Genomic DNA, 21,952 nt, shown 5'->3' with positions numbered 1-21,952 from the left:
GAAAAGAAATCGGGAGGAAATTGTCATGGCATTGCTCGCAAACCATATCGCCGTCATCACGGGCGCCGGTTCGGGCATCGGCCGGGCCATCGCTTCCGGCTACGCCCGCGAGGGCGCGCAAGTGGTGCTGCTCGACGTCAACGCCGACACGGTCGCGGAAGCCGCCGAGGGGATCCGCAAGTCCGGCGGCAAGGCCGAGAGCTTTGCACTCGACGTCACCAAACGCGACGACTGCTTCGCGCTCGCCAGGCAAGTCGCCGACAAGGTCGGGCAGGTCTCGATCCTCGTCAACAATGCCGGCATCACCCGCCGCAACGCCTTCACCGCCGATACCGAGACGGTGGCGAAGGATTGGAATGACATCATCTCGCTCAACCTCAACGGCGTCTTCAACATGACGCAGGCGTTCCTCGCGCCCTTGCGAGCAGCCAAGGGCCGCATCGTCAATATCGGATCGATCCAGTCCTTCGTGCATCTGCGCACGCCGAGCTCGGCGGCCTACACCACCTCGAAACACGGCGTGCTCGGCTTCACCAAGGCGCTCGCGGTCGAGCTCGGCAAGGAGGGCGTGCGCGTCAATGCAATCGGGCCGGGCTTCATCGAGACTAACATCAACGCCAATGTGCGTGCGACCAATCCGGCGCTGGTGCAGGCTTTCGTCGATCACACCCCGCTGGCGCGCACCGGCAAGCCCGAGGACATCGTCGGTCCCGCGATCTTCCTTGCGTCGGACATGTCGGCCTACGTCACGGGAACGATCGTGATGGTGGATGGCGGATACCGGACGGTGTGAGCGGGAGGGATGCCTGCTTTGCGGGGTATGCTCGCAGGAATATGCAATCCGTGCCAATCGCGGCGGTGCGGCGGCATTCCCAAGGTCAATTCGTGCGATCGCCCGCGGTTAACGTTTCGTTAACCAAACCCGCCCACCGTAGATCTACGGCTTGGGGGTCGTTTGTTCTCGATCCGCTTCCAAAGACGGAAGCGGCGTTGATCGGGGAGTGTGTCGATGACCACTGTTCATGTCGCTGCGTCCGAACCGGGCGCGTATGTCCTTTCACCGAACCAGATCGTTCCGCTGCTGATCGGCGCGACCGTCGACGAGGTCGAGCGTGAGCTCGTGCTGCAGACGCTCGCCCGCTGCGACGGCAATCGCACGCGCGCCTCGCGCGTGCTCGGCCTCTCGGTGCGCACGTTGCGCAACAAAATCAGGCTCTACGCCGCCTCCGGCATCGAGGTGCCGGCCTATCACGACTAGCGCGCGACGTGCCGCCGATTGATGTTGATCCAGCCGGCGCGCTGTCCGAGTGGAATTGCTGCTGTCGTCAAACGCCGCTAATTACTTGCTTCCGGTCAAGGGAGCAGCGGCGTGGCAGACGAACAAAAACGGCAGGGACCTCAGGGACCGCGCGGACGGCAGGGCGAACCGGGGCGGCCGGGACCGCAGGGTCATCCAGGCAAGCGCGGGCCCGATGGCGCGCGTGGCAAGCCAGGTCCGCAGGGCAAGCCGGGCCCGATCGGAAAGCCTGGACCGCTGGGCAAGCCCGGTCCGCAAGGCAAGCAGGGCGAAGCCGGCCCGCGCGGGGCGGCCGGTGCACAGGGACCTGTCGGACCGCAGGGGCCGGCGGGGCCGCAGGGCCCGCGCGGCGAGGCCGGTCCGCCCGGCCAGTTGCCGTCGATCGAACAGGTGCTGCCGTGGCTCGATCAGCTGTTCGACGCCTGGGACGAACGCCGCCGCCAGCGCGAGCATGAGGCTGCCGAGCGCGAGGCGCTGGAAGCCGCGGTGCAGGAGACCGACGACGCGCCCCTCGATGACGAAGACGAGGACAGCGAAGGCGATCACAGGAAGAAGAAGAAAAAGAAGAAGCACGGCCACAAGGACTGACGGACGAATCTATTTCGTCCCATTCTCGCGTCGCGGCAGCATGCCCATGCGCTCGAACTGCCAGCGCATGGCGCGGTACCAGAGATAGCCGACCGCTGCGCCGCACAAGGCCAGGATCACGACGTTCGCGCTCGAGAACGAGCCGCTCCACCACGTCATCCACGCGGTCCACAGCAACGTGAAAACGATGGCACCTGCTTTCAGCGGAAGAAGGGGGCGGCTCATGGTCGTGCTCCGGGGTGTCAAAAGCCCGGCGAACATCATCGCGCGCTGAGACCGTTGTCACCGTGAGGCAGGTCACGGAACGGACCTTCGAGCCGCCTAACCGAACCGCAGCCGCGAACGTTCCTTGGCCTTTTCCGCTTCGACCTCACGATCACGCGCCGGCGCATGGGTGTGCAGCGACGTCAGGAGTTTTCGCGCAGCCTCCGAGACCTCCGCCACCGCACGATCGAAGGCCGCCTCGTTGGCCTGCGACGGCTTGTTGAAGCCGGACCGTTTTCGAACGAACTGGAGCGCGCTGGCGTGGATCTCATCCTCGGTCGCCTCCGGCTCGAAGTTGAACAGCGTCTTGATGTTGCGGCACATGCAGTCTCTCCTGACCTTTCCCCCAAAGGACGACCGGCGAAAACGAAATCCTACATCCTTCCGCACAGTTCTGCTAAGTTCCGCCGCAACGCGGCCGCCGACCAGAGCCGCACGGGGGAAATAGACATGAAAGCTTCCTGCGCGGCGCTGTCAGCCATCCTGTTGTCCGTCTCGTTGGCGGCCATCTCGACGTCCGCATGGGCGGCCGATTATCCGGCGCCGAAGCAGGGCGACTGGATCGCCAAGGATTTCAAGTTCCACACCGGCGAGACCATGCCGGAGCTGAAGCTGCACTACACCACCGTGGGGGAGCCGAGCGGCCAGCCGGTCCTTGTGCTGCACGGCACCGGCGGCTCGGGCGCGAGCATGCTGTCGCCGGCCTTCGGCGGCGAGCTGTTCGGCGCGGGGCAGCCACTGGATGCCTCCAAATATTACATCATCATCCCCGACAACATCGGCCATGGCAAATCGTCAAAACCGTCCGACGGGATGAAGACGAGCTTCCCGAAATACGATTACGACGACATGGTCGAAGCTCAGTATCGCCTGGTGACGGAAGGGCTCGGGGTCAAGCATCTGCGGCTCGTCATCGGCAATTCGATGGGCGGCATGCACACCTGGTTGTGGGGCGAGAAATATCCGAAGGCGATGGACGCGCTGATCCCGATGGCCTCGCAGCCGACCGAGATGGCATCCCGAAACTGGATGCTGCGGCGGATCATGCTCGACACCATCCGCAGCGACCCCGACTACAACGGCGGGAATTACACCAGCCAGCCGCGCATGATGAAATACGCCATCACCGCCTACGGCATCGCGAGCATCGGTGGAACGCTGGCCTATCAATCGCAGGCGCCGACGGCGGCGAAGGCCGACAAGATCGTCGACGAGCGGCTGGCCATGCCGATCACGGCAGATGCCAACGACTTCGTCTACCAGTGGGAGTCTTCGCATAACTACAATGCCGGCGAGAAGCTGGAGGCCATCGAAGCGCCGCTGCTGCTGATCAATTCAGCCGACGACGAACGCAACCCGCCTGAGACCGGCATCACGGACGCTGCGATGACGCGGGTCAAGAACAGCAAACTGTATCTCATTCCGGCAAGCACCGAGACGCGCGGCCACGGCACCACCGGAAACGCCAAATTCTACAGCGAGCAGGTCCAGCAATTTCTGCAAGCCGCGCCGCAGCAAACGATCGAATCTGCGCGCCGCTGATTTTGCATCGCATCAACGGCCGTCTAGCCCGCATATTATTTGAGCATGCATTACGCTGACGGCTCGGGCTTAATTGCGTCGATGTCCGAATCGACGCGCGGGATAATCGCGCGCCAACGGCACGACACGCGATGAGGAGGATCGCATGCACAGGCTCGCACTGTGCGTTTGGCTGGCCGCACTGACGGGCGCCGCGTTCGCGTTCGACAACGGGCAATATGATCACGTCCCGCCCGACATCCGCGCCTGGTTCAAGAGCGTGATCGCACCGAACGGCGTGCCCTGCTGTGACGTCTCCGACGGCCATCGCACGGAGTACGACGTGCGCAGCGGTGCCTATTGGGTGCCGATCGAGGGACAATGGATGGAGGTGCCCGAGCGCGCCATCATCCGCGACCGCGGCAATCCGGTCGGCCAGGCCGTGGTGTGGTACGTCCGTCACCGCGGCGCCATCATCATCAGTTGCTTCGTGCCGGCGGATGCGGTGTAGCGCGATCCCTCGACGCGGCGCGTGCTAGCTCGGCCGATAGCTCCTGTGAACGACAGAACGCGAGCTCGCGCTCTATCCGCCTTGCGTGTGGGCGGCAAGCATCAAGCAGGTCCTGGAGGGCATCGACCTTCCACCCATCCCCAACAGCTGGCTCTATCACGGGCCGCGGCTGGCGCTGCAGCCAGTCCTGATCTGGTGGGCTCTGAACTGCGCTGGCGTGATCGACTGGACGCGGCGGCGTGACAAAGGGGGATAGCGATCGGGCCGAGAGATGATATTCTCGGGGCATTCCACCAGGGAGACCTTCGTGACTGATCTTTGCGCCGAAGACCTCGCCACCATCTATGCCCAGCCGAGCCCGCGCGTGATCGCGAAAGCGCGCCCCGCAATCGACACGCATGCGAAGAAATTCATCGAGATGTCGCCGTTCTGCGTGCTCGCGACATCGGGAGCGGACGGCAGCGTCGATGCCTCACCACGCGGCGGCGGCGTTGGCTTCGTCCACGTCGCCGGCCCCAACCAGCTGCTGATGCCTGATCGCTCCGGCAACAACCGGATCGACAGTTTTCGAAATGTCGTCGAGGGCTCGGGCTTCGTGCATCTGTTGTTCTTCGTCCCCGGCATCGACGAGACGCTGCGCGTCGGCGGCCGCGGCTCGCTGTCCGCCGATCCGGACCTGCTCGCCTCGATGGTGGAGTTTGGCAAGTCGCCGCGCGCGGTGCTGAACGTCGCCGTCAGCGAAGTCTATTTCCACTGCGGCAAGGCACTGATGCGCTCGAAGCTTTGGTCGTCCGAGAAGGTGCCGCGCTCGGTGATGCCGAGCATCGTCGAGGTGGTCCACGAGCAGACCGGCCTTGGTGAGCCGCAGAGTCAGGAGATCGTGGAAGAGCTCTACAAGACGCAGTTGTAGCTGGCGTCCAGGCTGTCGTCCCGGCCTGGTGCGGAATCGCGCATCAGGCCGATACGGAGTTGTGCCATCGCTAACGCGCCGAACTAATGCCCGTCCCCCTCGAGCCCGCCAACGTGCTTCTGGGTGTAGAGTTCGAGGCCGATGCGGCCGATCAGGTCGAGCTGGGTCTCGAGGAAGTCGATGTGGTGCTCCTCGTCGCTCATCAGCTTCTCGAACAGATCACGCGTCACGTAGTCCTTGACGCTGTGGCAGTAGGTCGCCGCTTCCTGATAGAGCGCCCGCGCGCTCATCTCGGCGGCGAGATCGCACTCGATGATCTCCTTGACGTTCTGGCCGATGCGCAAGGGATCGAGCACCTGCATGTTCGGGAAGCCGTCGAAGAACAGGATTCGCTCGGTGAGCTTATCGGCGTGCTCCATCTCCTCGATGGACTCCTTGCGCCAGACCTTGGACATGTCCCGCAGGCCCCAATTGTCGAGGAACCGGTAGTGCAGCCAGTACTGGTTGATCGCAGTCAGCTCGTGACGCAGCGCCTTGTTGAGATAGTCGATAACTTTTGCGTCGCCCTGCATGGTTCACTCCAGCTCTTGCAGTCCAAATCGGCCGTAAACCGAATTTAGAACGCTTCTAAATGAGTTTGAAGACTGGGGCAACCGGCTACGGAGACGCAGCCGGGGAAAAGCTCAGTAACGGTTGCGGAAGATTTCAGCAGGCCGCGAGGGCGAACTCGGCCGGCTGGGCCGTCTCGTCATTGGCAGCCACAGTGTGGTTGTGCGGGCAGCCGGAGCAGCAGGACGAGGCACAGGGGCCGAGCGTTTCATCGATAATGGTCTTGATCGTCCGGGCGCAGCGGCCGCATTCGGCGCTACAGCCGAGACATCCATAGACCTGCTTGGCATGGCGCACGGCGTCGTCGGACTCGGCGACGGCGGCGCGGATGTCGTCATCGCTCAGCACGTTACAGGAACAAACGATCATGGAAGCGGCAGGCCCTTTGGTGATGCGCCATCATCGATATTTAAGGGGCCGGCCGGATGCAAAAGGAAAAAGCGGAATTTGAAGCTATTCCAAACTAGCCCGCAAACAGCCTAGAACGGCTCTAAAACAGGGCCTTGCTCTGGATCAAGATTGCGGCAGATCTAGTCGCCTCCACCATCGCCGCCCCCGCAATCTCCGCCACTACTGCCGCCATCGCTGCTGGAACAGCTGCCGCCGTCGGTCGAGCTGCTGGAACTATCGCTGGAAAACCAGCTCCCCAATGAGAAGCCGTCGCTCGTGCCCGCGGAGGTGTCGCCACCGCTATTGCCGCTGGCCCCGGCGCGGGAGCGCCGCTGGCCGCGGTTCTGGAGATGGGTGATCCAGCCGTAGCCGATCGCGGAGACGATCCCGGCAGCGATCAATGCATTTATCATCGCGTTACCCATCATCGCCCTCCCCTGGCTGGGCTGCGGTCCTTACCGATTGGTCGCCCGGCAAAGGTGCCGTTCATTGATCATTCAAACGAAGTATGGAACTTTACCCTCAAAGAGTTCCCGCGTGTTTGCTCGAAAGGTCAGCCAATGAAGAAGTCGCTCCTGGCAATTGCTGCCGTCGCCGCTGTGGCCCTTAGCGCCATTACACCAGCCCAGGCGCAACGCGGCGTCGCCGCGGGTGTGGCAGCCGGAATCATCGGCGGCGCCATTGTCGGTGGGGCGCTGGCCTCTCCGTATTATTACGGTCCAGGCCCTGGCCCGGGCTACGCATATGGTCCCGGATACTATCCGCCGCGCTACTATGCGCCGGGCCCGGGCTACGTCGCGGACGACTATTACGGCAACGGCTGCGTCTGGCAGAAGCAGCGCTTCTGGGACGGTTATGCCTGGCGCGTCCGCCGCGCCAGAGTCTGTGGCTGAAGTCGCCCCAACCGGCTCATTCCAGATGCGCCGTTCATTTAGGGGCCTGAAAAAGACCGCTTTTTCTCGTCACAGCTCCGTGTGCGTTTACCGCGGATTGACCATTTGCGCGCTTCCTAGCTGCAAGGCCAATTCCATCAGAGTCTGCGTGAACCTTTGAACCCCGGGCGCTCCTAACAAGGAGCATCCATCTCTCAGGAGAGCCAAGAGTATGAAGAAGACTTTAGTTGCCGCCCTCACGGTTGCGACGATCGCCGGTTCGCTGGTGACCGCCACGCCGTCCGCCCAGGCCCATGACGGGGTCGGCGTCGGCATCGCAGCCGGCCTGATCGGCGGCGCGATCGTCGGCGGCGCCATCGCATCGAGCCGTCCCGCCTATGGTGGACCGGTTTATGTGGCCGAGCCCGGCCCGCCGCCCCCGCCCTGCTACTGGCAGCGCCAGCGCTACTGGGATGGCTACGGTTGGACCGTCCGCCCGGTTCGCGTTTGCTACTGATCTGACCGCATGGCGTTCATGAGCGCCGCGATCGAAGCCCGGCCGAGCACCTCGGCCGGGCTTTTTTTCTTTTAGCCAGCCCTGCGCCTATCGCGCCGCCTGGATCGAGCGCAGCACCTCTTCGCTCGGCCAGCAATCGACCTTGAGGCCTGCCGACTTCTGGTAGGCGCCGAGCGCAGCGCGCGTCTGCATGCCCGCCTTGCCGTCGATCTTGTCCTTGTAGAGCCCGACGTGCGTGAGCCCCCGCTGCATCGCCTCGACGTCCTTGGTCCGCAATTGCTTCGAGGCAGACCATGGGGTCGCGAACGGTTGCGGGCTCGTCATGCGGTCGGCGAGATGTCCGACGAACAGCACGTAGAGGTCGGAAAAATTGTATTCCTTGATCACGAAGTAGTTCTTCGTGGTCAGGAAGGACGGGCCGTAGATGCCTTCAGGCTGCAGCAGGGACGCCGGCTGTGCCTGCTCGGCGGCAGTGAGCTTTTGTCCACGCACCGGTACAAAGCCTTCGCGCAGCCATTGGCCGATCGGCTTCGTCACCTCGGGCACGCCGGCGGTGCAATCGACTTTGGCCGGTGCCTGCACCTCGTAGGCCCAGCGTACACCGCTCTGCCAGCCCTTGTTGACGAGCTGCTGCGCGGCGGAGGCCAGCGCATCCGGCACCGAGTGCCAGATGTCGATGCGGCCGTCGCGGTCGAAATCGACGCCATGCTTGTAATATTCGGACGGCAGGAATTGCGTGAGCCCGGTCGCACCGGCCCAGGACGAGCGCATGTCCTTGCGTGTCACTACGCCGTCACCGAGAATTTTCAGCGAGAGGATGAACTCGTTGCGATAGCTGTCCTTGCGGCGGCCGACATAGGCCTGCGTCGCCAGCACGCGGACGAGATCGTAAGGCAGCGTATAGCGGCCATAGTCGGTCTCGCGGCCCCAGATCGCCAGCATCACGGTAGCAGGCACGCCGGAGTTTTTCTCGATCTCGGTCAGCGCGGGGCGATATTTTTGCAGCAACCGCTGCCCCTCGCCCGCAAGCCGCGCGATCGAGGCTTCCCTGACATAGTCGGCCGGCACCTGCACGAACTCGGCCTGTGACGGCGCCCCCGTTGCGGGACGCCCCGGCAGGATCAGATCCGGCAGCTTGTAGTCCGGCTCGAGCCCGCGCGTCTCTCGCTCGAACGTCGCGCGCGACACGCCGGCGGCCTCCGCCTCCGGCCACAGCGAGGCGATGAACTGCGCGAAGGCGGCGTCGGCAGCGCCGGCGGGCGACAGGCCGCAGGTGATAGCGATCACCGCAGCTATCAGCACCCGCCGCATCATTTTGAGATCACCGCGTCAGCTTCTTGTACTTCACGCGGTGCGGGATGATGCTGTCCTGGCCGAGCCGGCGCATCTTGTCCTTCTCGTAGTCCTGGAAGTTGCCCTCGAACCATTCGACATGGCTGTCGCCTTCGAAGGCCAGGATGTGGGTCGCGATGCGGTCGAGGAACCAGCGATCATGGCTGATGATGACGGCGCAGCCGGCGAAATCCTCCAGCGCCTCTTCGAGCGCACGCAGGGTGTCGACGTCGAGGTCGTTGGTCGGCTCGTCGAGCAGCAGAACGTTGGCGCCGGATTTCAGCATTTTCGCAAGGTGCACGCGGTTGCGTTCACCGCCGGAGAGCGCGCCGACTTTCTTCTGCTGGTCGGCGCCCTTGAAGTTGAACGACGAACAATAGCCGCGTGAATTGACTTCCCTCTTGCCGAGCAGGATCAGCTCGTTGCCGCCGGAGATCTCCTCCCACACATTCTTGCTGCCATCGAGCGCGTCGCGGGACTGATCGACGTAACCGAGATGAACGCTCTCGCCGATCGTGATGGTGCCCTTGTCCGGCTCTTCCTGCTTGGTGATCATCCTGAACAGCGTGGTCTTGCCGGCGCCGTTGGCGCCGATCACGCCGACGATACCGCCGGGCGGCAGCTTGAAAGTGAGATCGTCGATCAGCATGCGATCGCCGAAACCTTTGCTGAGCCCTTCGAAGTCGACCACGTTCTGACCCAGTCGCTCGGCCACGGGAATCGTGATCTGCGCGGTCTGTGTCTGCTTTTCGCTCGCCTGTTTCAGCAGTTCGTCATAGCGCTGATAGCGCGCCTTGGATTTGGCCTGGCGCGCTTTCGGCGAGGACGCGATCCATTCCTGCTCGCGGGCCAGCGTCTTCTGATGCGCAGCGTCCTCGCGGCCCTCCTGCTCGAGCCGCTTCTGTTTCTGCTGCAGCCAGGACGAGTAATTGCCCTCGTAGGGAATGCCCTTGCCGCGATCGAGCTCGAGAATCCAGCTCGTGACGTTGTCGAGGAAGTAGCGGTCATGGGTGACGATCAGGATCGCGCCGGGATAGTTGCGCAGATGGCCTTCCAGCCACGACACCGATTCCGCGTCGAGATGGTTGGTCGGTTCGTCCAGCAGCAACAACTCAGGCTGGTCGAGCAGCAGCTTGCACAACGCGACGCGGCGGCGCTCACCGCCGGAGAGTTTCGACACGTCGGCATCGTCGGGCGGACAGCGCAGCGCGTCCATGGCCTGGTCGACCTTGCTGTCGAGATCCCAGAGGCCCTGGGCCTCGATCTCGTCCTGCAGCTTGGTCATCTCGTCGGCGGTCTCCTCGGAGTAGTTCATCGCCAGCTCGTTGTAGCGATCGAGGATGGCCTTCTGCTTGGCGACGCCCAGCATGACGTTCTCGCGCACGCTCAATGCCGGATCGAGATGCGGCTCCTGCTCGAGATAGCCGACGCGGGCGCCCTGGGCGACCCAGGCCTCGCCGTTGTACTCCTTGTCGAGGCCGGCCATGATTTTGAGCAGCGTCGACTTGCCCGAGCCGTTGACACCGAGCACGCCGATCTTGGCGTCCGGATAGAAGCTCAGATGGATGTTATCGAGCACCTTCCGGGTCGGGTAGCTCTTGGTCAGGCCCTGCATGAAATAGATGAACTGGCGCGCCATCGGTCCCGAAAACCTTCGATTTGAGGAAATTTGCTTGCCGCCGATGTAGCGATCCCGCCCCGAAAGGGCAATGTTTTCCCTCCGTTCACCACGGATGAATACGGGACGGACACCATCCCGCCGCCGATCCGGACAATTGAAACCATCTTTTAATAAATCAGGCCAAAGCTCGGTTTCGCGCGGAAACAGCGCCACCCGCTCAGAATGAACGGGAGCACAGCGAGACAGCGTCATGGCCATGATCGAGACCAACTCCCTTCCCGTTCCGGCGGAAGCCGGCAGCGCCTCCGCATTTGCCTCGGAGATCAAGGGCTTCTGGAAGCGCTTCTTTGCCACCGCTTTCAACCCCTACCGGCCCGAACTGCATTACATGCGCGGCCCCGGCCCGGCCTGGCGCGCCAAGCACGGCATGAATGCGCCGTTCCGGCTCAAGCCCCGCGACCTCTGAGCCTTTATCACCTGTCGGATTTTTGAAGACGCGCACGGCTTGCGCACGGTCCTGATTGCGCGCAACCATGGCCTGGTTCCACCTCTCGCCATGGAAGAACGCTGATGACGCGGCTGCGCTGTGCAATTCTCGACGACTATTTCAACCTCGCCCTCGACGTCGCCGATTGGCAAAGCCTGTCCGACCGCATCGACGTCACCGTGTTCAGCCATCCCTTCGTCTCCGAGCAGGCCGCGGCGAGCGCGCTGGCCGATTTCGAGATCGTCTGCGCGATGCGCGAGCGCACCGCGTTCCCCAAGAGCCTGTTCGAAAGCCTGCCGAAGCTGAAGCTCCTGGTGACGTCAGGCATGCGCAACGCCTCGATCGACATGGAGGCCGCCAAGGCGCGGGGCGTCACGATCGGCGGCACGCAATATTCGCGCGATCCGACCGCGCCCCTCACCATGGGCCTGATCCTGGAACTGACCCGCGGCATCGGCCGCGAGAACGCGCGCATGCATGCGGGCGAGCCCTGGCAGGCCTTTGCCGGCGTCGAGATCGAGGGATTGACGCTCGGCGTCGTCGGGCTCGGCAAGCTCGGCAGCAAGATGGCTGATATCGCGAAGGCGTTCGGCATGAACGTGATCGCCTGGAGCCCGAACCTGACCCCGGAGAAGTGCAAGGACGTCGGGGTCGACTATGCCACCAAGGAGGAGCTGTTCACCAAGGCCGATATCGTCAGCATCCATGTGGTGCTGAGCGAGCGCTCGCGCGGGCTGGTCGGGGCTTCCGATCTCGCGCGGATGAAACCGACGGCCTTCCTCGTCAACACCGCGCGCGGGCCGATCGTGGACGAGCAGGCACTGCTCGAGGCGTTGCAGCAGAAGAGGATTGCAGGCGCCGGCATCGACGTGTTCTCGGTCGAGCCGTTGCCGACGGACCATCCCTTCCGCAAGCTCGACAATCTCGTCCTGACGCCGCATCTCGGCTACGCCACCGCGGACGGCTTGCGCATCCATTACGGCCAGATGGTCGAGGCGATCGACGCTTTCACCAAGGGCGGTGAGCTGCCGCGCAAGCTGGCCTGAAGCCTCAGGCCGCCGAGCGCTGGCTGGTGGGCTGCCGTGCCGCATCGGCAAAGCCGTCGCGCCAGGAGGCATGCGCCGGCAGCCAACCGAGCTCGCGCTTGGCCTTGCCGTTGGAGGCTCCACGCACCTCCGTCATCATCGCAACCATATGCTCGCCCGCAAGCAGGCGCCCGAGCCAGGCGGGGATGTGACGCGGCGGCTTGGCACCGAGGAGTTCGGCCAGCGCGGGCAACCAATCCTTCACCGGCGCCGGATGATCGTCGACGATATTGTAGATGCTGCCGGTGCGTCCGCGTTCAAGCGCGGCGAGCGTGGCAGAGGCTGCATCTTCGGTGTGAATGAACGACCACGTGCCGCCGCCGTCACCGATTACCGGCACACGCCGGTGGCGCAGCTGGTCGATCATCGCCGGCGAGAGCGTGCCGGTGCCGGGTCCATAGAAGAATCCATAGCGTAGCACGATGCCCTCCGGCTTCGTCGAAGCGGTGACGATTCGCTCCAGATAGCGGATTGCCTCAAGCGTGCGTCGCAGCTCTCGCGGTGGATTCGAGTCGAGTTCATCGGTCTCGGCCTTGACCGTTCCCCCGGCGCGACTGAAGGTCCAGCCGCAGAAGCTTTGCGCGATGAAGCGCTTGGCGCCGGCCTCGCGCGCGGCGTTGAGCAGAATGTCGGTTCCGCGGGTGCGGAGCTCGTTGGTTCGCTTGAAAGCCCGATCGAAATGCCGGAGGTCCGTGGCGGCCGCGAGATCTGTCATCTGGTGGATGACGGCGTTGGGCTTTGCCGCAATCACCGCAGCGCGCATGCTGTCGGCATCGAGGCCGTCGGCAACGACCGGCTCCGCACCCAATCGCCGCACAAGGTCTGTTTTTGCCGCACTCCGTGTCGTGCCGATCACCGAATGACCCGCGGCGACCAGCGCCTGAACAAGATACTGACCGACCGCGCCGGTCGCGCCCGCAACAAAGATGCGCATCCTGTGCTCCTCAATTCGTTGCAATCCTCCCGGACGTAATCGAGGTGCGGAGCCGTTCAAGTATGCGCAAGTGAGACTTGCACGCATGCGTCAAATGATGACGGCGCGTGACCGAAGGCCACGCGCCGTCATCAGATCAATTCTTGCGAAGCCGATTCAGCGCACGGTGACGGGCGCGGGCAGCGGCGGCACCACTGTCGGCTGGGTGCCTCCGACCGGGCCGGCCTGCGCGGCCATTGGTGCGGGGCCGGCAGTGCCGGGCATGGGCGCGGCGGATGCGGTCGCCGTTCCCGGCGGCGGACCACCCGGCATCACGACCACGCGGGTGCCGACCTTGACGCGATCGAACAAGTCGGAGACGTCCTCGTTCAGCATGCCGATGCAGCCGGACGACACGAACTTGCCGATCGTCGAGGGCTGGTTGGTGCCGTGGATGCGGTAGACGGTCGAGCCGAGATACATCGCACGGGCGCCGAGCGGATTGCCGGGACCGCCGGCCATGAAACGCGGCAGATAGGGCTGGCGCTCGATCATCTCGGTCGGCGGATGCCAATCCGGCCACTCGGCCTTGCGAGTGATCTTCTGCACGCCGGTCCAGGTGAAGCCGTCGCGGCCGACGCGGACGCCGTAGCGGATCGCACGGCCATTGCCCAGCACGTAATAGAGATAGGTGTTCGGGGTATCGACGATGAGTGTTCCGGCCGGCTCCTTGGTCGCCAGCGAGACCTCCTGGCGGCGCAGGTTCTGCGGCAGCTGCGCCGGAGCAGCGTCAGGCTGCTCCTCGGGCGGCAGCGAGGCGATCGCCATCGGCCGGCCGTCGGCACCAACGGGCGGCTGCCCGGCCTGGACCGTTCCGGTCGCGGCGGGACCACCGACCGCCTCGGGCGGACGCAGGCCGTCACTGCCGGGCGCCTGAGCCGGACGATCGGCGTAGATCACCGCGGGCGGGCCGGCAGGGCGGCCGTAGCGCGGGTCGTCGGGCGACGTCACGGGACCCTGCGGTGGCGCGGCCGAGTAGACGGGGGCACCTGCGGGACGGCCATAACGGGGATCATCGGGCGACATCACCGGACCCTGCGGCGGCGCGGCGGAATACACCGGGGGAGCGCCGGGCGGACGGCCGTAACGCGGATCCGGACCGGGCGGCGGCAGCGCTGCCTGCGGCATCGCGTCATCTTCATCGTCGAGCGCGTCGAAACTCGGCGCGCGGTCGCCGGGCCGATATTCGGCCGGCGGCCCGCCATAGCTCGGCGCCTGCTGGACCGGATAGCTCTGGGCCTGTGCGAGCGAGGTTCCCGCCGCAGCGACTGTTGCGGCAGCGCATATCGTCAGAAAATGTTTGATCATCATCGCTCTTGTATAGTCCCCGGGCCCCGTCCGGACCGTTAACGGCCAGATGACGGAAGATAGCGGCACATTCAAGACATTACAGGCGGATTTGTGCCTGATTTGCCGATTTGTGATCCGCAAGACTACCGTTGCCTCCTTGCATCATGGGGCGAAAATCAGCCCACGCCCGAGATCGCCGGAGTCGCCGGCTCCGTTTTTTACGGAACGGCGCGGAATCGTTGCGGTATGTTCGAATCAGCCTGATTCGCCTCCGCTTTGAGCTTCGATCCCCGCGTGGCGAACGCGGCAAGCAGTACCGTCACCGCGTTCAGATGGCTCATGGGCCCTGGCCACTTCACCGCCGGGGCGGAAATTCGCAATCCCTCGATGCTTCCCGGCTTTCGCTTCCTGTTTGCCGCGATCCTGCTGTCAGCCTCCATCCTGGTATTCGGCCTGGGCGCCGCCGCGCTGCTGCGGGCGAGCCACGAGCAGTATGTCAGCAACCCCTCCTGGCGGAACGGCCCGCAGGAGCAGGTGTTTGCACAAGCTCCCGAGCCGGCCCAGCCGGTGCTCGCGGTCCTCCGCGCCGAGCCGGAAGCGGCCACCGATCCGACGCCGTCGCTGCGCGATCAAGTCCCGACCATCGCACTGCCGATGAGCGAGCCCGAACAAGTGGTCGCGCTGACGACTGAGACCGACGGTCAGCCGCAGGTCGTTGCCCCTCCGGCTGACGTCCCGGCCGAACCGGCCAATGCGAAGACCAAGGCCGAGACGACGACGGACGCCGCGGTGCAGGCCTCAAGCAACACGCTTACTCCGGCCGACGCCAGCGCATCCATCGCCGAGGCCAAGCCCGTTTCGATCGCTCTCGCGAGCAAACCAACACCTGCCGCCCCCAGCGGAGCCTCGGCTTCGTCCAGGTTCGACATGGCGAGCGCGAAGTTCGCCGCATTGAACGACCCGGCGACCACGGCTTGGGAGGGTCCGCCGGCGAAGGCCAAGGCCGGCTCTAAGGCTGACAGCAGGTCGCCGGAGAGCAAGGCGACCAAGCCGCGGGCGCATCGCGTCAAGAAGCGCCGCCGCATTGTCCGGCGCGCGCCGCCGCCGGTTCAGCAACTCGATCCGTTCGGACAACCGCAACCCACGCTCGCCGCAACGACGACCGCGCGCGCACGTCAGTAGGGTTACGCCGGCCCGGTTGCGATCGGCGGTCCCTTTTCCTGGCCCCATTCCGACCATGAGCCATCGTAGAGCGCGGTGTCGGTGATGCCGAGGCGATAGAGCGCCAATGTCAGCACGCCGGCGGAGACCCCGGAGCCGCAGCTCGTCACGATCGGCGCATCGAGCCTGACGCCGGCGTTGGTAAAGGCAGCGCGGAGATCATCAAGCGGCTTCATCGTGCCGGTCGCGGCGTCGAACAGGAGATTGTAGGGCACGTTGCGCGCGCCCGGGATATGGCCGGAGCGGATGCCTGCGCGCGGCTCCGGCGCCCGGCCCTCGAACCGGTCGGCGGCGCGCGCGTCGATCACCTGCTCGGCACGGCTTTCGACGTTGGCGATCAATTGCTGCATGCTGCGCACGCGTTTTGAATCGTAGCTGGCCGTGAACGTCGCAGGCTTCGGCTTCGCCTCGCCACTCTCGACCGGACGCCCCTCGGCGCGCCACTTCTTCAGGCCGCCATTGAGGATGCGCACATTGCCGTGCCCGAAAGCCAGGAACATCCACCACGCGCGGGGAGCAGCGACCCAGCCGCCGGCATCATAGATCACGACGGTGTCGGCATTGGAGATGCCGAGATGACCGACGTCGCGGCCGAACTGCTCGGCACTCGGATACATGTGCGGCAGCGGGTTGGAATGGTCCGAGATCGCATCGACGTCGAAGAACACCGCGCCCGGCAGATGCGCAGCGAGATAATCGTCCTTCGGCAATGGCAGCACACCCGGCAGCTTGAAGCTGGCGTCGAGCACCTTGACGTTGGCGTCATTGATGTGGGCGGCGAGCCATTCGGTAGAGACGAGGGGATCGGTGGGCATGCGAGATCTTTCTATTATTCCGCGCGAGCGCAACGTGAGCGAGGTTGAAGCAGTGCGCATCCAACTCCGCTGTCATCGCCCGGCCAGTGCGCAATTGCGCACTAGGACCGGGCGATCCAGTATTCCAGAGGCGATTGTAATTGAGCCGAGAGGCCGCGGCGTACTGGATTCCCCGCTTTCGCGGGGAATGACGCCGGAGATTGGAGCGGCAGCGCAGCACCCTCACCCCTTCTTCTTCGGCTCCCACTGTTGGGTCGGCCCGCCGGCGTCGCGCCAGGCGGCGTAGCCGCCCGCGATGTGGGCGACGGGCTTGAGGCCCATGTCCTGCGCAGTCTTGGCGGCGAGCGCAGAGCGCAAGCCGCCGGCGCAATGGAAGACGAACTTCTTGTCCTCCTGGAACACCGGCTTGGCATAAGGGCTCTGCGGATCGATCCAGAATTCGAGCATGCCGCGGGTGCAGGCGAACGCGCCGGGGATGCGGCCGTCGCGCTCGATCTCGCGGGGATCGCGGATGTCGACGATGACGACGTCGCCGTTCTTGGAGATCTCGATGGCGTCTTTGGCGGTGAGCGTCTCGATCTCGGCATTGGCCTCGTCGATCAGCGCCTTGATGCCACGGGTGATGGTCTGGGGCACGTGGTTCTCCCTCTTGTAGTCATTCCCGGCGCGGAGCGCGAGCTAGTGCGTTAATTCCTTCATCGCACCTTCAAGTCCCTCGATCGTGATCGGATACATGCGGTTGGCGAAAATGCGTTTGATGATGGTGGTGGATTCCGAATAGTCCCAGTGCTTCTGTTGCACGGGGTTCAGCCACACCGAATGCGGATAGGTACGGATGATGCGGTCGAGCCAGACCGAGCCGGGCTCCTCGTTGACGTGCTCGACCGAGCCGCCGGGCACCATGATCTCGTAGGGCGACATCGAGGCGTCGCCGACGAACACGATCTTGTAATCGTGCGGGTATTTGTGCAGCACGTCCCAGGTCGGGGTGCGGTCGGTAAAGCGCCGCTTGTTCTGCTTCCACACGCCTTCATAGAGGCAATTGTGGAAGTAGAAATACTCCATGTGCTTGAACTCGCTCTTCGCCGCCGAGAACAACTCCTCGACCTGCTCGATATGCGCGTCCATCGAGCCGCCGATGTCGAAGAACACTAGCAGCTTCACCGCGTTGCGGCGCTCGGGCCGCATGTGCACGTCGAGATAGCCGTGATTGGCGGTCTCGCGGATGGTGGTGTCGAGATCGAGTTCATCCGGCGCGCCGGTGCGCGCGAATTTGCGCAGGCGGCGCAATGCCACCTTGATGTTGCGGATGCCGAGCTCGACATTGCCGTCCAGATCCTTGAACTCGCGCTTGTCCCACACCTTGACGGCGCGGTTGTTGCGGTTCTTGTCCTGGCCGATGCGAATGCCTTCGGGATTGTAACCATGAGCGCCGAACGGCGAGGTGCCGGCGGTGCCGATCCACTTCGAGCCGCCCTGATGACGGCCCTTCTGCTCCTCGAGACGCTTCTTCAGGGTCTCCATGAGCTTGTCCCAGCCCATGGCCTCGATCTGCTTCTTCTCTTCGTCGGTCAGGTATTTCTCGGCGAGCTTCTTCAGCCACTCCTCGGGGATCTCGGCTCCCTCCATGGCGTCGAGCAGGCTTTCCAGCCCCTTGAAGACGGTGCCGAAGACGCGGTCGAACTTGTCGAGGTTGCGCTCGTCCTTCACCAGGGAGGTGCGCGAGAGATAGTAGAAGTTCTCGACCGAGTAGTCCGCGAGGTCGGCGTCGAGCGCCTCCATCAGCGTGAGGTATTCGCGCAGCGTCACGGGGACCTGCGCATCGCGCAGAGAAGTGAAGAATTGCAGGAACATGGGTGACAGATTGCCCTTTGGATTGTCGGCGTCAAGGGGCGCCTCGGAGACCCCACCCGACGAGCTCTGGGCAGGATTGTCCGCCAGGCGGGATTGGCGGAGCGATTGTGCTCGTCATCCTTTCGCTGATAAAACGGGTCTGAAAGCCTGACCGAACCAGGAACGGCCGCCACGCGCGGCCGTTCCGTTTGTTGGACCAGGGCCATGAAACTGGCAATTCCTGGGACGACGACCAACAAGGACGCGCGATGAAATTTACCGGCACCAAGGACTATGTTGCGACCGACGATCTCAAGGTCGCGGTCAATGCCTCGATCGTGCTGGAGCGCCCGCTGCTCATCAAGGGCGAGCCCGGCACCGGCAAGACGGTGCTGGCGGAGGAAGTGGCGAAGGCGCTGAACGCCCCGCTTCTGACCTGGCACATCAAGTCCACCACCAAGGCACAGCAAGGCCTCTATGAATACGACGCGGTATCGCGCCTTCGCGACAGCCAGCTTGGCGATGCCCGCGTGTCCGACATCAAGAACTACATCAAGCGCGGCAAGCTGTGGGATGCCTTCACCGCCGAGCAGCGCCCGGTGCTGCTGATCGACGAGATCGACAAGGCCGACATCGAATTCCCAAATGATCTCCTGCTTGAGCTCGACCGCATGGAATTCCACGTCTACGAGACCGGCGAGACGATCAAGGCCAAGCAGCGCCCGATCATGATGATCACCTCCAACAACGAGAAGGAGCTGCCGGACGCGTTCCTGCGCCGCTGCTTCTTCCACTACATCAAGTTCCCCGATGCCGACACCATGACCCGGATCGTCGACGTCCACTTCCCCGGCATCAAGAAGCGGCTGGTCGAGGAAGCCCTGCGCATCTTCTTCGAGGTCCGCGAAGTGCCCGGGTTGAAGAAGAAGCCCTCCACCTCAGAGCTTCTGGACTGGCTCAAACTGCTGCTCAACGAAGACATGAGCGTCGAGCAGTTGCGCGAGCGCGACCCGCGCAAGCTGATCCCACCACTGCACGGTGCGCTGCTCAAGAACGAGCAGGACGTGCATCTGTTCGAGCGATTGGCGTTCCTGAGCCGGAGGGAAGTGTAGGTTCGAGCGCACTCCGCTGCCGCCCCACCTTCCGGTGTCATTCCCCGCGAAGGCGGGGAATCCAGTACGCCGCGGCTTCTCGAATCAATCATAACCGCCTCTGGAATACTGGATCGCCAGGTCAAACCGGGCGATGACACCGAGAGTGTGGCGCACTCTCTCCACCTCGTCATTGCGAGCGCAGCGAAGCAATCCAGGCTGCCTCCGCGGAAAGATCCTGGATTGCATCGCTGCGCTCGCGATGACGGAGCAAGGGTGAGCATCGCCCTCTCCAACTCGCGCTTCAAATCGCGAGGGGCGACCAAGGTCGCGTGAGATGGGCCTCCGGCTCTGCAGCGCACAGCTGCACCGGACGATGCTTCGCATCGCCGGGGAAGCGCAGCGCTGCGTCCGGAGCACGAGACCTTGCTACGCCACCGCCGCATCCGGCACGCGCGCGGCTTCCATCGGCTTCTTGCCGCGGATCAAGTCCGAGGCGCGGTCGGCGATCATCATGGTTGAGGCATTGAGGTTCGCCGAGATCATGCGCGGCATCACGGAGGCATCGATGACGCGGAGACCTTGCAACCCGTGAACGCGGAGCTGATCGTCGACCACCGCCCAGGTGGAATCCGCCGGGCCCATGCGGCAGGTGCAGCCGGGGTGGAAGGTGGTGGTGCCGCGCTCGGTGGCGGCCGCCAAAAACTCGTCGTCGGTATTGACGTTGGGTCCGGGGAAATCCTCGTAGGCGTAATAGGGCGACAGCGGCGCGCTCTTCAAAAGCCTGCGCGCGAGCTTCATGCCGCCGACGATGACCCGGCGGTCGAGCTCGGCGTCAAGATAGTTGGTCTGGATGATCGGCGGCGCAAACGGATCTGCCGAGCGGATGCGGACATAGCCGCGGCTCTCGGGGCGCTGCTGCCAGGACGCCACCGTCATGCCGGGCTCGTCCTCGAGCTGGCCCTGCACGCCTTCCTTGTAGCTCGCCGGTGTGAAGGTGAGCTGGAGGTCGGAGCTCTCCGCACTCTCGCCGGAGTGCCAGAAGCAGTAGACCATGGTCGGCGACAGCGACAGCAGGCCTTTGCGCGCGGTCGCCCATTTCATCGCCTCGACCCAGAGACGCCAGCCGCGGCGGAGCTCGTTGATGGTCCTGATGTCCTTGACGCGCGCGACCGTGCGCGGGGCGTAGTGATCTTGCAGGCCTTCGCCGACCGGAAGCGCGTGACGCACGGCGATGCCGTGGGCCTGCAACAGATCCGGTGAGCCGATGCCGGACAACTGGAGCAGCTGCGGCGAATTATAGGTGCCGCCGGAGAGGATCACTTCCTTGTTGGCGCGGACCTCGACCGGCGTGCCGCCATGACCGCCCTTCATGTAGCGCACGCCGACGGCGCGCTTGCCCTCGAAGATGATCTCGGTCGCATGCGCGTGGGTGCGGACATGCACGTTCGGCCGCTTCATCGCGGGCTTGAGGAAAGCGGTGGCGCCGGAGACGCGCAAGCCCTTGTCGATGGTGCGCTGGCAATAGGAGACGCCTTCCTGGGTCTTGCCGTTGTAGTCGGGGTTGCGCGGAATGCCGAGGCTCACCGCGCCTTCCATGAAGGCTTCGCAAAGCGGATCGCGCCAGTTCATGGTGGTGACGGTGAGATTGCCTTCGCGGCCGCGATAAATGTCCTCGCCCTCGCCGACCCGCTTCTCCAGCCGCCGGAAGTAGGGCAGCACGTCGGCATAGCCCCAGCCGCGATTGCCCATCTGCGCCCAGGTGTCGAAATCCATGCGCTGGCCGCGGTTGTAGATGTGGCCGTTGATCGAGGACGAACCGCCGAGCGTCTTGCCGCGCGGCGCGTAGATGCTGCGGCCGCCGGTCCAGGGTCCGACCTCCTGCTGGTAGGCCCAGTTGATGCTCTTCATGTGGAAGGTCTTGATGAAGCCGGCCGGCAGATGGATGTAGGGATGCCAGTCGCTCGGGCCGGCCTCGAGCACGCAAACGCTGGTCGCAGGGTTTTCGCTCAGCCGGCTGGTGAGCACGCAACCGGCGGAGCCCGCGCCGACGATCACATAATCAAATCTGTCCATGGTGCCTCGGCCGCCTCTAGCGCGGCTTGTCGTTGAGTTGATAATTCAAATGCGTTCGCACCGTAGGCCATTCGGCCGCGGTGATGCTGTAGACCACGGTGTCGCGTAGCGTGCCGTTCGGCGCGACCTGGTGGCTGCGCAGGATGCCGTCCTGCTTGGCGCCCAGGCGCTCGATGGCGCGGCGGCTCTGGTGATTGAAGAAGTGGGTGCGGAATTCCACCGCGATGCAGTCCAGGGTTTCGAAGGCGTGGGTGAGCAGCAGCAATTTGCACTGCGTGTTGAGCGGGCCGCGTTGCGCGCTCTTACCATACCAGGTCGAGCCGATCTCGACGCGGCGGTTGGCCGCATCGATGTTCATGTAGGTCGTCATGCCCACGATCTTGCCGCTGCCATCGAATACGGTGAAGGGGAGCATCGAGCCGGCGGCCTGAAGACCGAGCCGGCGGTCGATTTCCTTGCCCATGTTGTCCGGCGTCGGGATTGCGGTGTACCAGATGGTGGAGAGCTCACCATCCTTCACGGCCTCGCTCAGCCCCTCGCGGTGCTGATGCGACAGCGGCTCCAGAGCGGCATGCTGTCCGCGCAGGGTGATGGGATCAGGCCAGGGCATTTGAAACTCTCTCCTTTGTCATTGCGAGGAGCGAAGCGA

At 64.2% G+C, this 21,952-nt stretch carries 26 protein-coding genes and 1 pseudogene; 13 read left to right on the top strand and 14 right to left on the bottom strand.

Features of this window, described 5'->3' with window-relative positions:
• The first annotated feature begins 25 nt into the window (after positions 1-25).
• The 3 genes from RX329_RS10840 (at position 26) to RX329_RS10830 (ending at position 1,885) form a co-directional block, all read left to right on the top strand.
• Positions 26-793, top strand: a complete 768-nt coding sequence (locus tag RX329_RS10840; protein ID WP_317245865.1) for an SDR family NAD(P)-dependent oxidoreductase — start codon at positions 26-28, stop codon at positions 791-793.
• Between the two features lie 216 nt (positions 794-1,009).
• Complete coding sequence (locus RX329_RS10835; RefSeq protein WP_018454141.1) at positions 1,010-1,258, top strand: helix-turn-helix domain-containing protein; 249 nt, start codon at positions 1,010-1,012, stop codon at positions 1,256-1,258.
• Between the two features lie 111 nt (positions 1,259-1,369).
• Positions 1,370-1,885, top strand: coding sequence for a collagen-like protein (locus tag RX329_RS10830; protein ID WP_085351859.1), 516 nt, complete (start codon positions 1,370-1,372; stop codon positions 1,883-1,885).
• A 9-nt stretch (positions 1,886-1,894) separates the two neighbouring features.
• Here RX329_RS10830 and RX329_RS10825 read toward each other — a convergent pair whose 3' ends face one another.
• Positions 1,895-2,110 carry a hypothetical protein gene (locus tag RX329_RS10825; RefSeq protein WP_018454140.1) on the bottom strand — a complete coding sequence of 72 codons (216 nt, stop codon included), beginning with the start codon at positions 2,108-2,110 and terminating at the stop codon, positions 1,895-1,897.
• A gap of 96 nt (positions 2,111-2,206) precedes the next feature.
• A complete protein-coding gene (locus RX329_RS10820) occupies positions 2,207-2,473 on the bottom strand; it encodes a DUF2277 domain-containing protein (protein WP_317245864.1) in 267 nt (88 codons plus the stop codon).
• 126 nt (positions 2,474-2,599) lie between these two features.
• Here RX329_RS10820 and RX329_RS10815 point away from each other — a divergent pair, with 126 nt between their 5' ends.
• From RX329_RS10815 to RX329_RS10800, 4 genes and pseudogenes are all read left to right on the top strand, one after another.
• Positions 2,600-3,691: an alpha/beta fold hydrolase gene (locus RX329_RS10815; RefSeq protein ID WP_018454138.1), complete on the top strand. Its 1,092-nt coding sequence runs from the start codon at positions 2,600-2,602 to the stop codon at positions 3,689-3,691.
• Positions 3,692-3,836: 145 nt separating this feature from the next.
• A complete protein-coding gene (locus RX329_RS10810; RefSeq protein WP_085351861.1) occupies positions 3,837-4,181 on the top strand; it encodes a hypothetical protein in 345 nt (114 codons plus the stop codon).
• Between the two features lie 64 nt (positions 4,182-4,245).
• Positions 4,246-4,437, top strand: a pseudogene (locus RX329_RS10805) (hypothetical protein); the annotation flags it as partial.
• Between the two features lie 51 nt (positions 4,438-4,488).
• Positions 4,489-5,091 carry an MSMEG_1061 family FMN-dependent PPOX-type flavoprotein gene (locus tag RX329_RS10800; protein ID WP_026232674.1) on the top strand — a complete coding sequence of 201 codons (603 nt, stop codon included), beginning with the start codon at positions 4,489-4,491 and terminating at the stop codon, positions 5,089-5,091.
• Positions 5,092-5,174: 83 nt separating this feature from the next.
• Here the strand turns inward: RX329_RS10800 and bfr are convergent, their stop codons facing one another.
• The 3 genes from bfr to RX329_RS10785 form a co-directional block, all read right to left on the bottom strand.
• Positions 5,175-5,663 (bottom strand): bacterioferritin, encoded by a 489-nt coding sequence (gene bfr / locus RX329_RS10795; RefSeq protein WP_018454135.1) that lies wholly within the window; start codon positions 5,661-5,663, stop codon positions 5,175-5,177.
• Positions 5,664-5,796: 133 nt separating this feature from the next.
• Positions 5,797-6,069 carry a bacterioferritin-associated ferredoxin gene (locus RX329_RS10790; protein WP_317245863.1) on the bottom strand — a complete coding sequence of 91 codons (273 nt, stop codon included), beginning with the start codon at positions 6,067-6,069 and terminating at the stop codon, positions 5,797-5,799.
• A gap of 161 nt (positions 6,070-6,230) precedes the next feature.
• The gene (locus RX329_RS10785; RefSeq protein ID WP_317245862.1) at positions 6,231-6,518 is read right to left on the bottom strand and encodes a hypothetical protein; all 288 of its coding nucleotides are present in this window, start codon (positions 6,516-6,518) and stop codon (positions 6,231-6,233) included.
• A 132-nt stretch (positions 6,519-6,650) separates the two neighbouring features.
• On the opposite strand from RX329_RS10785, the gene RX329_RS10780 reads away from it, so the two are divergent.
• Positions 6,651-6,983, top strand: coding sequence for a hypothetical protein (locus tag RX329_RS10780; RefSeq protein WP_317245861.1), 333 nt, complete (start codon positions 6,651-6,653; stop codon positions 6,981-6,983).
• A gap of 211 nt (positions 6,984-7,194) precedes the next feature.
• Positions 7,195-7,479 carry a hypothetical protein gene (locus tag RX329_RS10775; protein ID WP_007613695.1) on the top strand — a complete coding sequence of 95 codons (285 nt, stop codon included), beginning with the start codon at positions 7,195-7,197 and terminating at the stop codon, positions 7,477-7,479.
• Positions 7,480-7,566: 87 nt separating this feature from the next.
• Here RX329_RS10775 and RX329_RS10770 read toward each other — a convergent pair whose 3' ends face one another.
• Both RX329_RS10770 and ettA read right to left on the bottom strand, forming a co-directional pair.
• Positions 7,567-8,793, bottom strand: a complete 1,227-nt coding sequence (locus tag RX329_RS10770; protein ID WP_317245860.1) for a lytic murein transglycosylase — start codon at positions 8,791-8,793, stop codon at positions 7,567-7,569.
• A gap of 7 nt (positions 8,794-8,800) precedes the next feature.
• Entirely contained in the window at positions 8,801-10,450 is a 1,650-nt protein-coding gene (ettA, locus tag RX329_RS10765) for an energy-dependent translational throttle protein EttA (protein WP_018454130.1), read from the bottom strand.
• Between the two features lie 232 nt (positions 10,451-10,682).
• On the opposite strand from ettA, the gene RX329_RS10760 reads away from it, so the two are divergent.
• Together RX329_RS10760 and RX329_RS10755 are read left to right on the top strand one after the other, a co-directional pair.
• A complete protein-coding gene (locus tag RX329_RS10760) occupies positions 10,683-10,898 on the top strand; it encodes a hypothetical protein (RefSeq protein ID WP_018454129.1) in 216 nt (71 codons plus the stop codon).
• Between the two features lie 104 nt (positions 10,899-11,002).
• Positions 11,003-11,965: a D-2-hydroxyacid dehydrogenase family protein gene (locus tag RX329_RS10755; protein ID WP_317245858.1), complete on the top strand. Its 963-nt coding sequence runs from the start codon at positions 11,003-11,005 to the stop codon at positions 11,963-11,965.
• 4 nt (positions 11,966-11,969) lie between these two features.
• Here the strand turns inward: RX329_RS10755 and RX329_RS10750 are convergent, their stop codons facing one another.
• Complete coding sequence (locus tag RX329_RS10750; protein WP_317245857.1) at positions 11,970-12,938, bottom strand: NAD-dependent epimerase/dehydratase family protein; 969 nt, start codon at positions 12,936-12,938, stop codon at positions 11,970-11,972.
• A gap of 156 nt (positions 12,939-13,094) precedes the next feature.
• Positions 13,095-14,285 carry a L,D-transpeptidase gene (locus tag RX329_RS10745; protein WP_317245856.1) on the bottom strand — a complete coding sequence of 397 codons (1,191 nt, stop codon included), beginning with the start codon at positions 14,283-14,285 and terminating at the stop codon, positions 13,095-13,097.
• Between the two features lie 321 nt (positions 14,286-14,606).
• Here RX329_RS10745 and RX329_RS10740 point away from each other — a divergent pair, with 321 nt between their 5' ends.
• On the top strand, positions 14,607-15,449 hold the full coding sequence (locus RX329_RS10740; RefSeq protein WP_317245855.1) for a hypothetical protein: 843 nt from the start codon (positions 14,607-14,609) through the stop codon (positions 15,447-15,449).
• A gap of 2 nt (positions 15,450-15,451) precedes the next feature.
• Here RX329_RS10740 and sseA read toward each other — a convergent pair whose 3' ends face one another.
• The 3 genes from sseA to RX329_RS10725 form a co-directional block, all read right to left on the bottom strand.
• Positions 15,452-16,303 (bottom strand): 3-mercaptopyruvate sulfurtransferase, encoded by an 852-nt coding sequence (gene sseA, locus RX329_RS10735; RefSeq protein ID WP_085361463.1) that lies wholly within the window; start codon positions 16,301-16,303, stop codon positions 15,452-15,454.
• Between the two features lie 222 nt (positions 16,304-16,525).
• Complete coding sequence (locus RX329_RS10730; RefSeq protein ID WP_018454122.1) at positions 16,526-16,939, bottom strand: rhodanese-like domain-containing protein; 414 nt, start codon at positions 16,937-16,939, stop codon at positions 16,526-16,528.
• A gap of 42 nt (positions 16,940-16,981) precedes the next feature.
• Positions 16,982-18,157, bottom strand: coding sequence for a vWA domain-containing protein (locus RX329_RS10725; RefSeq protein ID WP_018454121.1), 1,176 nt, complete (start codon positions 18,155-18,157; stop codon positions 16,982-16,984).
• Positions 18,158-18,405: 248 nt separating this feature from the next.
• On the opposite strand from RX329_RS10725, the gene RX329_RS10720 reads away from it, so the two are divergent.
• Positions 18,406-19,248 (top strand): AAA family ATPase, encoded by an 843-nt coding sequence (locus RX329_RS10720; protein WP_007600695.1) that lies wholly within the window; start codon positions 18,406-18,408, stop codon positions 19,246-19,248.
• Positions 19,249-19,656: 408 nt separating this feature from the next.
• On the opposite strand, the gene RX329_RS10715 is transcribed toward RX329_RS10720, so the two are convergent.
• Both RX329_RS10715 and RX329_RS10710 read right to left on the bottom strand, forming a co-directional pair.
• On the bottom strand, positions 19,657-21,303 hold the full coding sequence (locus RX329_RS10715) for a GMC family oxidoreductase (RefSeq protein WP_018454119.1): 1,647 nt from the start codon (positions 21,301-21,303) through the stop codon (positions 19,657-19,659).
• A 16-nt stretch (positions 21,304-21,319) separates the two neighbouring features.
• Entirely contained in the window at positions 21,320-21,913 is a 594-nt protein-coding gene (locus RX329_RS10710) for a GNAT family N-acetyltransferase (protein ID WP_018454118.1), read from the bottom strand.
• Positions 21,914-21,952 lie beyond the last annotated feature (39 nt).

It is taken from the genome of Bradyrhizobium sp. BWC-3-1 (genome assembly GCF_032917965.1).
Classification (GTDB): domain Bacteria; phylum Pseudomonadota; class Alphaproteobacteria; order Rhizobiales; family Xanthobacteraceae; genus Bradyrhizobium; species Bradyrhizobium canariense_D.
Note: the sequence above shows the minus strand (reverse complement) of the source record. Positions and strands in the feature narration are given on the sequence as shown.